Annotated in this window: 11 protein-coding genes; 5 read left to right on the top strand and 6 right to left on the bottom strand. The window is 39.3% G+C overall.

All coding sequences use genetic code 11. The features are described 5' to 3' along the window. Positions 1 to 105: 105 nt before the first annotated feature. Positions 106 to 2,568: an acyl-CoA dehydrogenase gene (locus AC07M3_RS12205; RefSeq protein ID WP_494567413.1), complete on the bottom strand. Its 2,463-nt coding sequence runs from the start codon at positions 2,566 to 2,568 to the stop codon at positions 106 to 108. A 282-nt stretch (positions 2,569 to 2,850) separates the two neighbouring features. Continuing rightward, complete coding sequence (lipA, locus tag AC07M3_RS12200) at positions 2,851 to 3,864, bottom strand: lipoyl synthase (protein ID WP_003650609.1); 1,014 nt, start codon at positions 3,862 to 3,864, stop codon at positions 2,851 to 2,853. Between the two features lie 196 nt (positions 3,865 to 4,060). Between lipA and sthA the strand changes: the two genes are divergently transcribed. Next, positions 4,061 to 5,473: a Si-specific NAD(P)(+) transhydrogenase gene (sthA, locus tag AC07M3_RS12195; RefSeq protein ID WP_003650611.1), complete on the top strand. Its 1,413-nt coding sequence runs from the start codon at positions 4,061 to 4,063 to the stop codon at positions 5,471 to 5,473. A 243-nt stretch (positions 5,474 to 5,716) separates the two neighbouring features. On the opposite strand, the gene AC07M3_RS12190 is transcribed toward sthA, so the two are convergent. The 4 genes from AC07M3_RS12190 to map all read right to left on the bottom strand — a co-directional run bounded on the left by AC07M3_RS12190 (position 5,717) and on the right by map (position 11,010). After that, entirely contained in the window at positions 5,717 to 6,931 is a 1,215-nt protein-coding gene (locus tag AC07M3_RS12190) for an MFS transporter (RefSeq protein ID WP_494567412.1), read from the bottom strand. A gap of 168 nt (positions 6,932 to 7,099) precedes the next feature. Beyond that, positions 7,100 to 8,446 (bottom strand): MFS transporter, encoded by a 1,347-nt coding sequence (locus AC07M3_RS12185; RefSeq protein WP_151743294.1) that lies wholly within the window; start codon positions 8,444 to 8,446, stop codon positions 7,100 to 7,102. Between the two features lie 414 nt (positions 8,447 to 8,860). Further along, positions 8,861 to 9,979, bottom strand: a complete 1,119-nt coding sequence (locus AC07M3_RS12180) for an OmpW/AlkL family protein (RefSeq protein WP_494567411.1) — start codon at positions 9,977 to 9,979, stop codon at positions 8,861 to 8,863. A 206-nt stretch (positions 9,980 to 10,185) separates the two neighbouring features. Continuing rightward, the gene (map, locus tag AC07M3_RS12175) at positions 10,186 to 11,010 is read right to left on the bottom strand and encodes a type I methionyl aminopeptidase (RefSeq protein ID WP_004643502.1); all 825 of its coding nucleotides are present in this window, start codon (positions 11,008 to 11,010) and stop codon (positions 10,186 to 10,188) included. A 210-nt stretch (positions 11,011 to 11,220) separates the two neighbouring features. Here map and rpsB point away from each other — a divergent pair, with 210 nt between their 5' ends. The 4 genes from rpsB (at position 11,221) to AC07M3_RS12155 (ending at position 14,468) form a co-directional block, all read left to right on the top strand. Then, entirely contained in the window at positions 11,221 to 11,973 is a 753-nt protein-coding gene (gene rpsB / locus AC07M3_RS12170; RefSeq protein WP_092706280.1) for a 30S ribosomal protein S2, read from the top strand. Positions 11,974 to 12,112: 139 nt separating this feature from the next. Then, complete coding sequence (gene tsf, locus AC07M3_RS12165) at positions 12,113 to 12,988, top strand: translation elongation factor Ts (RefSeq protein WP_042897221.1); 876 nt, start codon at positions 12,113 to 12,115, stop codon at positions 12,986 to 12,988. 65 nt (positions 12,989 to 13,053) lie between these two features. Next, positions 13,054 to 13,539 (top strand): DUF3465 domain-containing protein, encoded by a 486-nt coding sequence (locus AC07M3_RS12160; RefSeq protein WP_494567410.1) that lies wholly within the window; start codon positions 13,054 to 13,056, stop codon positions 13,537 to 13,539. 104 nt (positions 13,540 to 13,643) lie between these two features. Then, the gene (locus AC07M3_RS12155) at positions 13,644 to 14,468 is read left to right on the top strand and encodes an AraC family transcriptional regulator (protein ID WP_092706273.1); all 825 of its coding nucleotides are present in this window, start codon (positions 13,644 to 13,646) and stop codon (positions 14,466 to 14,468) included. Positions 14,469 to 14,524 lie beyond the last annotated feature (56 nt).

The raw sequence follows: 14,524 nt of genomic DNA, 5'->3' as shown, positions 1-14,524 counted from the left end.
AATTTCTCCTAAAAATAAAAGCGTCGATTGACGCTTTTATGGCTGTTTATTAATTAATGCGAATCAAAAATGATTGCAATAGTGAATTAGTGGAGGCATCAGTCACTAAATTTGATGAGGGTTCGATAAAGGAAGATCTTTATTTAAGTTTTCATCAAAAATATCTGTAAGCATGCTGTCGAATCGAATTGCGTTGTATTGCAATAATTGCTGAGCTTCGCTTTCAGAAATAAAACCTTCTTTTGTAGCGTTTTCGATATTCTCCTCGAAAGTAAGTCCTTTAAATTTGCCTTTAGATTCAGCTTTTTTAAACTTATCCCAAAGTGGTTCAATGGTTCGTAAAATCTGGAATGCATGTTCTAAACGACCTGTCACATCATCGGCTTTGGTTGAGTAAAATACATGATGTTTGAGTTGTTCTCTAAAAGGATGCTCTTGCATCATGAGTTCAGCAACTTGCTGTTTTAACTCATCATCGGGTTTTGAAATCATACGACCAAACGGGAAACAGATCCATTTCACAAATGCTGCGGGGAGTTTAGCTGGGAAGTTTTCAAATAAACCCCAAAATGCTTCCTGAATATTCAAGAAAGCTTTTTGCAGAGCTAATTTAGCGTGAAGTTGTTCAGCTTCAGTTTTTTGACCAGCTTCATAAAATTTTAAAATTGCAGTAGAAATAAAAAGGTGCGCATGAATATCGGCCAAACGTCCTGACAGCATCTCTTTGCGTTTTAAGTCTCCTGCGAGTAAGCCAAGCGCCATATCTGCAACTAAAGCAAAGTTGGCACTAAAACGGTTAATCGTCTTATAGTAACTGGCAGTAAATTGATCTACTGATTGAGGAGCATCGCTTGAACCACCTGTCCAACCATAAGCAAATGATTTTGCGCCACGGTTAAAGGTGTAGGCTAAATGTTTAAATAACAGATCATCGAATTTTTTGACTGAAGTGCTTTTATCTTCAGACTGAAGTAGTTGCAACTCTTCAAAAAGGTAAGGATGACAACGCATTGAGCCTTGACCAAAAATCATCAATGAACGGGTTAAAATATTTGCGCCTTCCACTGTAATTGCAATTGGAATTGCTTGATAGGTGAGTGCAAGGAAGTTACGTGGCCCAAGTTGAATTGCGCGTCCTCCGGCAATGTCCATTCCGTGATTAACCACTTTGCGCATCGTTTCAGTGGCATAATATTTTGCCATGGCGGTCATTACGGCGGGTGTTCCACCTTGATTTAATCCGCAAGTGACTAAATAACGGAATGCCTCAAGCATATAGGCATCACTGGCAATTTCACTGGTTGCTTCTTGTACGCCTTCAAATTTACCTACTGAGATATTAAATTGCTGGCGAATTTTCGCAAAAGCACCAACGGTTAAATAGCTCATTTCACCAGCAGCGGTTGCTAGGGCTGGAAGTGAAATACCACGGCCAACACCTAAACATTCCATGAGCATGCGCCAGCCTTTACCGGCATTTTCTTGCCCACCAATAATCCAGTCAATTGGAATAAAAACATCTTCTCCTTCTACTGTTCCGTTCATAAATGGAGAACCTGGAAAATGACGTGCTCCTATTTTAACCCCCGCATGACTTGCAGGAATTAATGCACAGGTAATGCCGTATTCTGTTTTATTTTTATCGCCGAGTAGGCCTTCAGGGTCATACAGTTTAAATGCGAGGCCGACAACTGTGGCAATTGGGGCAAGCGTAATCCAGCGCTTAGAGAAATTCATGCGTAGACCAAGAACTTGAGCACCTTCATATTCGCCGTAACAAACAACGCCTGAATCTGGAATGGCGCCAGCGTCTGAACCCGCTTCTGGACTGGTTAAACCAAAGCACGGAATTTCTTCACCTTTGGCAAGACCGGGTAAATATTGTTGTTTTTGAGCATCGGTACCGTAATGCATGAGCAGCTCACCCGGTCCCAACGAATTTGGAACCATACAACTCACCGCGGTGGTGAGTGAGCGTGAAGCAATTTTGCTCATAATACGACTTTGTGCGAATGAGCTAAATTCTTTACCACCAAACGATTTCGGAATAATGAGTCCTAAAAAACCTTTATCTTTAATAAATTGCCAAACTTCAGGAGGAAGATCTTTTAAGTGATGATGAATTTCCCATTCATTGAGCATGCTACAAAGTAGTTCAACTTCATTGTCTATAAAACTTTGCTCTTCTTCTGACAACGTTGGGTAGGGATACTTTTCAAATTGAGACCAATCAGGTGCTCCCATAAATAATTCTTTTTCCCACCAACTGGTACCAGCCTCTAAAGCCTCTTGTTCTGTGGTACTAATGCTCGGCATTGAATTCGCTAACGTCTTATAGGCTGGCTTGGTAATCAGGTTAAATCGTAATGGCTCAACTAAAATAATGATGCTGAGCGCAATAATTGGAATACCTAAAAGCAGAGACCATGGTGTTAGCAAGAACGCCGAAAGTATGGCAATAATAATGGCCACACCGCTACCAAGAACTTTATTTAAGTTAAAAAAGAAAATTGCCCATACTGCAATAAGCTGAATAATAATACTTAATATAAAGAGTAGGAAAATCATACTTGCTCCTTACTAGCTAAGCCCTCAAGTGGATGAAGTTACAAAAGCGAGGAGATATTTAAGGCTTAACTAGCTATTTTGTTGCTGTTTAAATTTGAGTTTTTATGTCGCAAATATTGATGTATATGCTAGAGCAGGGATATATCGTACTTTTAGGTATAAGATATTTTTGAGTGAAAGTGTAAGGGGTTATTTTATTGATTTGTCAAGAAATGTTATTGATTTTCTTATACAAATAAAAAGCCCTCTAATACAGAGGGCTTTTTATAAATATTTAATTTATTAAGCTTCGACGACCTGAACAGCAATTTTCTTAGCAGGATCTACTTTACGACGAACTTCTGGTACTGGTTCACCATGATATTGGCGATCAGCAAAGTAACTTGAACGAACCATTGGTGCAGACCAAATATTTCTAAAACCAAGTTTGCGGCCATGCTCTGCATAACGTTCAAATTCTTCTGGCGTTACAAAGCGGTCAATTGGTGCGTGCTGTTTAGAAGGCTGTAAATATTGACCAATAGTGACATAGTCCACATCATGAGCGCGTAAGTCATCAAGTAATGCAATGACTTCTTCTTCAGTTTCACCAATACCTACCATCAAACCACATTTCGTTGGGATATCTGGACAATATTCTTTAAACATTTTGAGCAAGGTTAAAGAATGTTGGTAGTCTGAACCTGGACGCATTGCTTTATATAAGCGAGGTACCGTTTCAATGTTATGGTTAAATACGTCTGGCGGACATTCAGTCATAATGCGTAAAGCAATATCCATACGTCCACGGAAGTCAGGTACTAAAATCTCAAGCAATGTAGTTGGGCTAAGCGCACGAGCTTCTTTAATACAGTCCACAAAGTGTTGTGCACCGCCGTCAAGCAAGTCATCACGGTCAACAGAAGTAATTACTGCGTACTTGAGTTTCAGATTGGAAATGGTTTCTGCCATGTGACGAGGTTCGTCAGCATCTAATGCATTTGGACGACCATGTGCAACATCACAGAAAGGGCAACGGCGTGTACAAATATCGCCCATGATCATGAATGTTGCCGTACCGCCACCAAAACATTCTGGGAGGTTAGGACAAGCTGCTTCTTCACAAACGGTATGGAGTTTTTGAGCACGTAAAGTCGTTTTAATACGCTGAACTTCTTCTGGTGCCGTCATCTTGACACGAATCCAGTCAGGTTTACGCGGCACTTCAACCGTAGGTACAACTTTTACAGGAATTCTTGCGACTTTTTCTGCGCCACGAAGTTTTACACCCTGTTCAGGTTTACGGTGTTCTGACATATTTAACTTTTCCACTCGTTTATAGAGACATTGACATTGTATTATAGCGAAGTTCTTCAGTTAATAGCGGAAAATAACTATTCATATAATAAATGTGGTTATTCAGAAATATAGGGTTGAGAAATACATAAATTCACCGCATATTAGTCATAATCTATTATAAAATATGGTCATTCAAGAGAGGAAGGAGCTTTCAATGCCACGTAAAAAAGAGGTCGTTAGTGGGAATTTCGTTAAATACGATGCGGTAGTTCTCGGTTCTGGACCTGCAGGTGAAGGCGCGGCAATGAAGCTTGCAAAAGCGGGTAAGCGTGTTGCAATTGTAGATGTGCGTGATCAACTTGGTGGCAACTGTGCGCACGTAGGGACGATTCCAAGTAAAGCATTACGTCAAACAGTTTCTAGTATTATTCGCTATCAGCGTGATCCAATGTTTCAAAAAGTAGGTGAATGGAAACAGTTCACCATGAAACAGGTTTTGCGTAATGCACATAAAGTGATTCAACAACAGGTTGATACACATACACGCTTTTATGACCGTAACAAGATCGGTGTATTCCACGGGCGTGCATATATTCAAGATAAAAATACAGTTTTAGTTTTTAGCCATGAAGGCATTAAAGAAACAATTATTTGTAAACAAGTTGTGATTGCGACAGGTAGTCGTCCTTATCATCCGCAAGGTCTCGACTTTGACCATCCTCGCGTATTTGATTCGGACAAAATTCTTGATCTTGATTACTCAATTCAAAAAATCATTATTTACGGCGCAGGTGTTATTGGCTGTGAATATGCCTCAATCTTTATTGGTTTAGACCATAAAGTTGACTTGATTAACACTCAGCAAAAACTATTAAGTTATTTAGATGATGAAATTGCTGATGCTTTGTCTTATCACTTGCGTGAACAAGGTGTCTTAATTCGTCACAATGAACAAATGGATCATCTTGAAACGTTTGATGACCATGTGGTTCTACATTTACAAAGTGGTAAAAAGATTAAAGCCGATGCCATTCTTTGGTGTAATGGCCGTTCAGGAAACACAGAAGGTTTAGGCCTTGAGAATGTTGGGTTAGTACCAAATAGCCGTGGTCAACTTTCAGTAAATGATCAGTACCAAACTGAAGTTGAAAATATCTATGCTGCTGGTGATGTGATTGGTTGGCCTTCATTAGCTTCGGCTGCTTATGACCAAGGGCGCTGTGCTGGCGCAAACATGAGTGGTGAAGATGCTAAACCAGTACGTGATATTCCTACAGGTATCTATACCATTCCGGAAATCTCATCAATTGGTAAAAATGAACAGGAATTAACGGAAGAGAAAATTCCGTATGAAGTAGGTCAAGCTTCTTTCCGTCATTTAGCTCGTGCACAAATTACGGGTGATACAGTGGGTGAGTTAAAGATTCTTTTCCACCGTGACACTATGGAAATTTTGGGTATTCACTGTTTCGGTAATAACGCTGCTGAAATTATCCACATTGGGCAAGCAGTTATGCACAGCCCAAATAATACCTTGAAATATTTTGTTGAAACGACATTTAACTATCCAACAATGGCTGAAGCATATCGCGTAGCTGCGCTCAATGGTATGAATCGCTTGTTTTGATTTTAAATAAGTTTTTAATAAAAAAGCCCGCAAATCTGCGGGCTTTTTTATTTGCATTAGATCATAAGATTTTTATATTTTTATGACAGTTCTGAGGAGTGATTTACGTGCTTTATATTTTAGTGGGCACAAAATGCTTGGTTAAAATATTCAAATAAATCTGGTGTTTGTTTCCATAAAATTATAGAAAGTACCAAAAACGCAACGATGATAAAAGCCATAATTGTTTTCAAAAGTAAGGCATTATGCGTCATGAATAACTGCCTCCTCATTAACAAAGAAGTGAACAATCACTCCTAGTATACTTAAGGCTATAGAACATAGCCAAATCGCATTGTAATTACCTGTTAAGTCATGGTTAACGCCGCCAAGCCATCCACCAAAGAAAGAACCGACTTGGTGGGTGAAAAACACAATACCACTCAGCATCGATAGATATTTTACCCCAAACATATTTGCCACAATGCCATTTGTGAGCGGAACTGTAGACAGCCATAAAAGGCCCATAATGACGCCAAAAGCATATACCGTATAAGTGCTTAAAGGTAATAGTAAAAAGGCAATGATCGCGATGCCACGGCTGCCGTAAAGCGCCATTAATAGTTTAGGTTTAGAGAAACGATCTCCTAACCAACCAGCACCGTAAGTTCCTACTACGTTAAATAGGCCCACCAATGCCAGAAATACAGTGCCAGTAGTTGCGTCAAATCCGTGATCAATTAAATAACCTGGCAAGTGAACGCCTAAGAAGACAACTTGGAATCCACAAACTAAAAAGCCTAAAGCTAACCACCAGAAGGGCTTATGTTTTCTGGCAATGTTAAGCACTTGTTTAAATGTGAGTTGAGGCTGCGCAATTGCTTTTGGTGTTTGGTTGCTTGACCCTTTTAACATAAGCGCTAGCGGAATAATCAAAGCAATTAATAGCGCACTCACCATTAGGGCTGCTGACCATCCCACCGTTTTAAGTAAGAGCAGGGTGGAGGGCAGCATAATAAATTGACCAAAAGATCCTGCTGCACTGGCAATCCCCATTGCCATGCTTCTTTTTTCTGGTGGAGCAGCTCGACCTACTGCACTGAGTAAAACCGTAAATGAGGTTGCTGATAAAGCTAAGCCAATAATTAGCCCTAGACTTAAATTTAAGATTAATATGCTTGAACTAAAGGCCATTAAGAGTAGGCCGAGGGTATAAAGTAGCCCACCAATAGCGACCACAATTTTACTACCATATTTGTCTGCGATTGCGCCGGTAAAAGGTTGAACGACTCCCCAGATCAGGTTTTGCATAGCAATGGCAAGACTAAAAACATGTTGTCCCCAACCAAACTCATGACTCATCGGTACTAGATAGAGTCCGAAACCATGTCTGACTCCTAGAGAAAGAGCTAGAATAATTGCACTGCCAATCAACATATAGATGAGGGGCTGAGAAAATTGATTGCCAGTTTTAGTCATGATTAATGGAAAATTATAATAATGTGATGATTTATTGTAGAAGATATATCGAGTAATATCGATATGTTTAGATAGAATATTTAAGGCGAGCTAAAGAGTAAGTAGGGCTGTTTTGGTTTGTGAAAAAAAAGAAGCAGAAATCATTTTGATCTCTGCTTCTTGTAAAAATTAAGCTGCGGAATTACGTTCAAGTAATGCTTGTTCAAAAAGAACTTGTTCTTTTTCTTTATGTTCGGTGGTGAAGCGAATTAAAATTACGCTACAGCCTGCGACCATAACCAGACCACCTAAAATAAACAGGCAAGTTTGAACATCAAGCAATCCTTTGAGTAAGAAGCCAGCTGCGACAGCACCAACGTTACCACCTGCACCAATAATTCCTGCAACTCCGCCTAATGCATTACGGTCAATAAATGGTACGAGTGCATAAGTTGCACCACAAGCCATATGAGTAAATAGTGCAAAAATGGTCATAGAAATGATTGCGAGAGCAACAGCATTCATTTGTGAGAAGAGTATTAAGAATAAACCTTCACCTAAGATCATGAGTACGAGCACTTTTGTACGACCATCTAATCCTTTTTTGAGAGCTACTTTATCTGAGATGATCCCACCAAGTGCACGAGCAAATAATGCCAGCAAACCAAAGATTCCTGCAGTTAAACCAGCGGTTTTCAAATCCATTTTGAACTGATCAACATAGTACATTGCTGCAACGTTATGGATGAAAATCTCAATACCGAAACTTGCGCCATATGCTAAAAATAAAATCCAGACACGATAGTTACGAGCGGCTTGCATTAAAATTGCCGTACCACCTTTTTTACCACTACCAACCTCAATACCTTGTGCGCGGACTTCTTTAAAGTTTCCTTGAGGACAATCTTGAGTTAATTTCCAGTAAAGGATGCCAACAATAACCATCATTACGCCTGGTACAATTAATGCTACACGCCATCCCATGGCTTGCTCAACACCAAACATCACAATTGCACCGAGCAATAAAGGCATTAATGCTTGAGTTGCACCCCCACCAGCATTTCCCCAACCAGCCGCCGCTGCATTTGCTGTACCTACAATGTTAGGAGCAAACATCACACTTGTATGGTATTGGGTAATTACGAAGCTTGCGCCAATTGCGCCAATGAGTAAGCGAAAGAACAGAAAAGATTCATAACTATTGGCAGCAGCTACACCAAATACTGGAATACTGCCGACTAATAGGAGGGTGGTGTACGTAATGCGTGGACCATATTTATCGCAGAGTGGTCCGACAATAAGTCGAACTAAAATCGTAATGGCAACAGCAGCAATATTAATATTGGCAATTTGGTCTTTTGTTAATCCAAACTCACCTTTAATAACGGGCATTAATGGTGCACACGCAAACCATGCGAAGAAACATACAAAGAAAGCGAGCCATGTCATGTGGAAGGCACGCATTGCTGGAGTTGAAAAACTGAATAATTTAATCTCAGTTGCTTTTTTTGCATCTAGATTTACATTTGAAGACATACGCCGTCCCCCTGAACTGAACGAAATTTAATTTGCATGGCAATAAGTTGCCTATCTGCAGACCGATCAGAGCGGACATCGTTGGCCGTCTTGGTTTATTCATTGAATCAGCGTTGATTCATTATGCTATGAATAAAGCAAAGGGCGTGCCAAAAAATGAATTTTACTAAAAAGGAAAAATTACTTTCTAATTTTGTTAAGTTAGTTTGTGAAGATAAAAATAACTAAAAAAAGAAGATCGAAATGAGAAGAGGGTTATAAGAGTATAGGGAGTTAGTTTTATCTGTTGTGTTTATAAAAAATGCTCATTTTTTTAGCATTTTGATTTAAAAAGAAGCAATTTTTAGACGGAATAGATTGAAAGAAAGCTATAAAAACGTGCGTAAGTTTTTATAGCTTTGAGATTAACAACGACTAGAAACGATAACCGACACCAACATATGAAATGAGTGGGTCAATATCAATTTTGGTATTCGCTTTAATTAGCTCTTTACCTGTATTTTGGTCAGTCACATAGATTTTTGCTTCACTATTCATTTTGGAATACGAAACTGAACCAACAGCAAACCAGTTTGGGTTAAAGTCATAAGTTGCACCTAAAGTTACAATAGGTGCAAAAGTATCCGTCGCCTCTAGTTTCACGATAGGATTCGCTGATGATGTTTTGCGATCTAATGCTGCCCCAGCTTTACCATCATGGATATTCTGGATCATGTGACCCGCTTGAATTAAATCAGCTTCAATACCGGAATTCATTTTTAAATCATTAAAGTATGCATACATCACGCCAGCTCCGATATAAGGACGGAACTTATTTACACCTGTTTTACCAAATTGATAATGTAGTTCAACGGCTGGTAACCATGCGCGTGCGGTCGCAGCCTTGCCTCCCTGAGAAAGATCAGTAATATGAAGGTCTTGTTTTAAAGGAATATCTCCACCCGCATTGGAAATTCCACCTCCTATGATTTCTCCAATTGAAGATCCATCTTTTAGTGGAGTCGCTTTTCCAGAAAGGGGAGCGTAAATATTACCTTTTCCATTAATATCTACTTTAGGGGGAATACCACCTTTAATTTCTAAAGATAAATTGTCCGTAAAGTTGTAGTTAAACATAAGACCAACAGTGTCAACATCACCAGCTTCTAAGCCAGAACCTTGTTGTTCCCATTGAGAAAGACCATTAACTTCTGCTGTACCAGCAAGTGATGAGGGAAGAGTATCTGTAAACTTATCAAGAAGGCTAATAGTGCTATACCAGAATTTTCCTGAAGTTTTACTTTGGTCGATTGCATCTAAAACGGCTTTTGTAGATACATCTCCAACTTTAGATTTTGTACCTTCTGCAACGCTAGTATTGATATTGACAGGGTTTCCTGAGCCTTGAGGCATTGCATGTAACCAGCCAGCAGAGACTGAAAAACGTTTGAAGCCATCACCATCTTTTAAACTAAAATATGGAGAAGCGGCTGAGGTGACTGTTGGCAGAGCAAAAAAGGCAGCTGTCATACAAAATAATGACTTTTTCATCATAAAAGGACTCCATGTCCGGCATTTGTTTACTGATTTTTATTGAGCCAACCATACCGTGTTTTATAAAAATGATTGTTTATTAAAAATTAATAATTGTAATTTTTTTGAAATAATTGTTTATATTTAGCAATATTTATTAATTAAAAATAAATAATGAATAATAAAAGGCTACATAAAGTAGCCTTTTATTAAATGTAATTAAATTATTAGTTGAAGCGAGATAAGTCTTCTTCAGGGCGTGCAGTTAAAACTTCAATGCCCGTTTGAGTCACTAAAATAGTATGTTCATATTGAGCTGAAAGTTTATGGTCTTTCGTTACAACAGTCCATTTGTCGCCTAACAGTTTAGTTTGCCATACGCCTGCATTTACCATAGGTTCAATGGTAAAAGTCATACCTGCTTCCAGACGCATACCGGTACCAGCTTGACCATAATGTAATACTTGAGGTTCATCATGGAACACAGTTCCAATACCGTGACCACAATATTCACGTACTACACTAAAACGCTCTGATTCGACATATTTTTGGATTGCATGGCCGATATCACCTAAATATGAACCATCTTTAACAGTTGCCATACCTCGGTACATTGCTTCTTGAGCAACCTTGCATAGACGATTAGCCAAAATAGAGGTTTCGCCACCGATGACATACATCATGTTTGTATCGCCGTGATAGCCATCTTTAATGACAGTTACGTCAATATTCAGGATGTCGCCATTTTTTAAGATTTTATTTTCAGAGGGAATACCATGACAGACAACATGGTTAACCGAAGTACAAATAGAGTGCTGAAAAGCAGGGCGTCCAGGAGCGCCACCATAGCCGACACAGGCAGGAATAGCATGCTGTACATTTTCAATGTGATTACGGCAAATGGTATCAAGTTCAAGTGTGCTCACACCTGCCTTAATATAGGGCTTGATCATCTCTAGAACTTCAGCCGCCAGTCGTCCTGCAATGCGCATTTTTTCAATTTCATCTGGAGTTTTGATTAATCGACGTGGAGCTGTATAAGTACTGTTCATGATCTCTAAAAACTTTTGGTAATTTACAAGTGTCTATGGTATAAATAGCCGCCCATTTTATCAAATGCTTTTCGTGAATATCTTTTACGAACAATTTTGATAGATGGCGTAAAAAATCCGCACATATATCGTCACATTACTCTGGGTGCCTGTAAAAGGGTGGAGAATGCGGATATATGGAGGCCTAACCCAAACTTTAAGGTAAAGAAAATGGCAGATTACAACGTAAGCATGCGCGACCTTCTTCAAGCTGGCGCGCACTTTGGTCACCAAACACGTTTCTGGAACCCAAAAATGCGTCAATACATTTTTGGCGCGCGTAACAAAATTCACATCATCAACCTTGAGCACACTGTTCCTGCGTTAAATGATGCTTTGAACTTCGCTAACCAATTAGCAAGCAAAAAGAACAAAGTTTTGTTTGTTGGTACAAAACGTGCTGCTTCTAACATCATCCGTGAACAAGCTCAACGCGCTGGTCAACCATATGTAGATCACCGTTGGTTAGGTGGTATGTTGACGAACTGGAAAACACTTCGCCAATCTATCAACCGTTTAAAAGATCTTCAAACTCAATCTCAAGATGGTACTTTTGCTAAGCTTACTAAACGTGAAGCTTTAGAACGTGCTCGTGAGATGGAAAAACTTGAGCGTTCTTTAGGCGGCGTTAAAAACATGGGTGGTTTACCTGACGCGTTATTTGTAATCGACGTTGATCACGAAGCGATTGCAATCAAAGAAGCGAAGAACTTGGGTATTCCTGTTATCGGTATCGTTGATACAAACTCTAACCCAGACAACGTTGATTACGTTATTCCGGGTAACGACGATGCGATCCGTGCAGTAACTCTATATGCTTCTGCTATGGCTGATGCGATTCTTGCTGGTAAAGAATATGCTCAATCACAAGCAAATGCACAAGCTAAAGGCGAAGAAGCTGCTAAAGAAGCTCCAGAGGCTTAATGCATTTTGATGCAAAATTGTCATTTTTGCGACATGTAATGGTGGCAAATTAAGCGTCAAGAAAGCAGAACGGTCCAGAGAACACTTTGGGCCGTTTTTGTTGAACAGATTTATTTTCTACCGTATTTAGGAGAACAACATGACTGCAGTTACTGCGAGCATGGTAAAAGAATTACGTGACCGTACTGGTCTTGCAATGATGGAATGCAAAAAAGCATTAACAGAATCTAATGGTGATGTTGAATTAGCGATTGATAACCTTCGTAAATCAGGTCAAGCAAAAGCTGCTAAAAAAGCAGGTAACATTGCTGCTGACGGTGCAATCACAATCGTTCAAGAAGGCAATAAAGCGATTCTTTTAGAAGTAAACTGTCAAACTGACTTCGTTGCTAAAGACGAAAACTTTGCTGGTTTCTCTGCTAAAGTTGCTGCTGCTGCACTTGCTGCAAATGAAACTGATGCGACTAAAATTGCTGAATTGAAACTTGAAGATGGTGCTACTGTTGAAGAAGCACGTATTGCTCTTGTTCAAAAAATCGGTGAAAACATCCAAGTTCGTCGCGCGAAAATCGTTGAAGGCGAAAGCTTGGCTATCTACAAACACGGTTTAAAAATCGGTGTTGTAGTTTCTTATACAGGTGATGCTGATACTGGTAAAGGTATTGCAATGCACGTTGCTGCATTCAACCCAGTTGCTGTGAATGCTGAAGCTGTTCCTGCTGACCTTATCGCTAAAGAAAAAGAAATTGCTGAAGCGAAAGCGTTAGAATCTGGCAAACCAGCTAATATCGTTGAAAAAATGGTAACTGGTTCTGTTGATAAATATTTGAACGAAGTTGCTCTTGATCGTCAAATGTACGTTATCGACAACGACAAAAAAGTTGCTGATGTATTAAAAGCAACTGGTACTACTGTTGTTAACTTCGTACGTTTCGAAGTTGGTGAAGGTATCGAGAAGAAAGTAGAACTTAGCTTCGCTGAAGAAGTTGCTGCTGCTCAAGCTGCTGCGAAGTAATTCGTATCACGATAAAAAAAGCCCCTTTGGGGCTTTTTTTATCTCGACTAAAATGAGGGCTTAGAATGATAAATAAAAAAAATCTTAGTATTGGCAGCGTCATTATTTTATTGGTTGCTGCATATTTTGGTCTGGATTTATCTGGGCATAAGCAAAATCAATCGCCATCATCAACTATATCTGAAGCCCAGCATACAGAAACTACATTACCAAGTAATGGGGTCGACAACATAAAAGCTGCTCATGAGCAGAGACAAAGTAATGTTCAAGTGCAGGGAAGTGGTCGAGTAAAAGCAATTTTAAGGGATGATAATGATGGGTCGAGACACCAGAAATTTATTCTTGTTTTAAAAAATGGCCTTTCAATTTTAGTCGCACATAATATCGATTTAGCACCTAAAATTCCTAATTTAAAAAAAGGTGACGTGGTAGAGTTTTATGGCGAATATGAATACAACCCTAAAGGTGGTGTATTGCACTGGACACATCGTGATCCACAAAGTCGTCATGAAAGCGGTTGGCTCAAACATGATGGGCAAATCTATCAATAAAGCCGAATAAACGAATAAAGAGATTGTTTTTATAGAGCAATTTTATTCTATTCAGTTTCTTAAAACATGCTATGGTTTTTTTATTGAATGGATGAGACGTATTTATGCAGCGGGAGCAAGCCGATTATCTGCATGTGCGAGAGCTGGGCGGTTTAGAGTTATTAAAAGCACATTATCACCAAACGCAATTTTCGAAGCATACTCATGAAGGGTATTGTATTGGCGTGATTGAAGAGGGCGCACAGTCTTTTTTTAGGACAGGCCAGCTACATGTAGCTCCCAAAGGCGATATTATTTTAGTAAATGCTGACGAGATTCATACGGGTTCATCTGCTGTTGAGTCGGGTTGGCGATATCGGGCGATTTATCCCACACCTGAAATGTTGGAAGAAGTCAGTCAAGATTTTTTTGAAAATTCACGTGGGGCGCCGTGGTTTCCTCAAGCTGTGATTCGTGACTTGGGTTTAGCCCAACAACTTTGTTTACTCTTTGATTTATTGGAACAAAAAGATAATTTCTTACTCAAAGAAACAATGTATTTGTCTACTTTAGCCTGTCTAATGAAGCGACATAGTAAATCAAATCAGACTTTTTGTGAGTTGCCAGAGGCATATTCAAAAATATTAAGAGTTAAAGAGTTACTGGTAGAAATGCCTGAAACGAATTTTTCTTTGCAAGATCTGGCTGACATGGTGGGCTTGAGCGCATGGCATTTCTTAAGACAATTTAAAAAATATGTGGGCTTGCCACCTCATGCTTGGCTTGTTCAAGCGCGCTTACAAAAAGCAAGACAATTATTAAAACAGGGTGACCAAATTGCAATGGTGGCACAGCAGTGTGGCTTTTCTGATCAAAGCCATTTTAATCGCCACTTTAAAAAAGCAATGGGCGTGACGCCAACTCAATATGTAGCTAGTCTAAATAACTAAATTATTAAAAATTTATTTACAGCAATTTTATTCAATATAAGTCGGCTTTCATCAAG

The organism is Acinetobacter sp. GW821-FHT09D10 (assembly GCF_059416285.1).
The sequence above is the reverse complement of the archived record's forward strand: the minus strand, read 5'-3'. Positions and strand labels throughout refer to the sequence as shown.

Excerpts from the sequence above, each read along its gene's own strand:
- AC07M3_RS12205 (WP_494567413.1), bottom strand. The coding sequence starts at position 2,568 with ATGATTTTCCTACTCTTTATATTAAGTATTATTATTCAGCTTATTGCA.
- lipA (WP_003650609.1), bottom strand. The coding sequence starts at position 3,864 with ATGTCAGAACACCGTAAACCTGAACAGGGTGTAAAACTTCGTGGCGCA.
- sthA (WP_003650611.1), top strand. The coding sequence starts at position 4,061 with ATGCCACGTAAAAAAGAGGTCGTTAGTGGGAATTTCGTTAAATACGAT.
- AC07M3_RS12190 (WP_494567412.1), bottom strand. The coding sequence starts at position 6,931 with ATGACTAAAACTGGCAATCAATTTTCTCAGCCCCTCATCTATATGTTG.
- AC07M3_RS12185 (WP_151743294.1), bottom strand. The coding sequence starts at position 8,446 with ATGTCTTCAAATGTAAATCTAGATGCAAAAAAAGCAACTGAGATTAAA.
- AC07M3_RS12180 (WP_494567411.1), bottom strand. The coding sequence starts at position 9,979 with ATGATGAAAAAGTCATTATTTTGTATGACAGCTGCCTTTTTTGCTCTG.
- map (WP_004643502.1), bottom strand. The coding sequence starts at position 11,010 with ATGAACAGTACTTATACAGCTCCACGTCGATTAATCAAAACTCCAGAT.
- rpsB (WP_092706280.1), top strand. The coding sequence starts at position 11,221 with ATGGCAGATTACAACGTAAGCATGCGCGACCTTCTTCAAGCTGGCGCG.
- tsf (WP_042897221.1), top strand. The coding sequence starts at position 12,113 with ATGACTGCAGTTACTGCGAGCATGGTAAAAGAATTACGTGACCGTACT.
- AC07M3_RS12160 (WP_494567410.1), top strand. The coding sequence starts at position 13,054 with ATGATAAATAAAAAAAATCTTAGTATTGGCAGCGTCATTATTTTATTG.
- AC07M3_RS12155 (WP_092706273.1), top strand. The coding sequence starts at position 13,644 with ATGCAGCGGGAGCAAGCCGATTATCTGCATGTGCGAGAGCTGGGCGGT.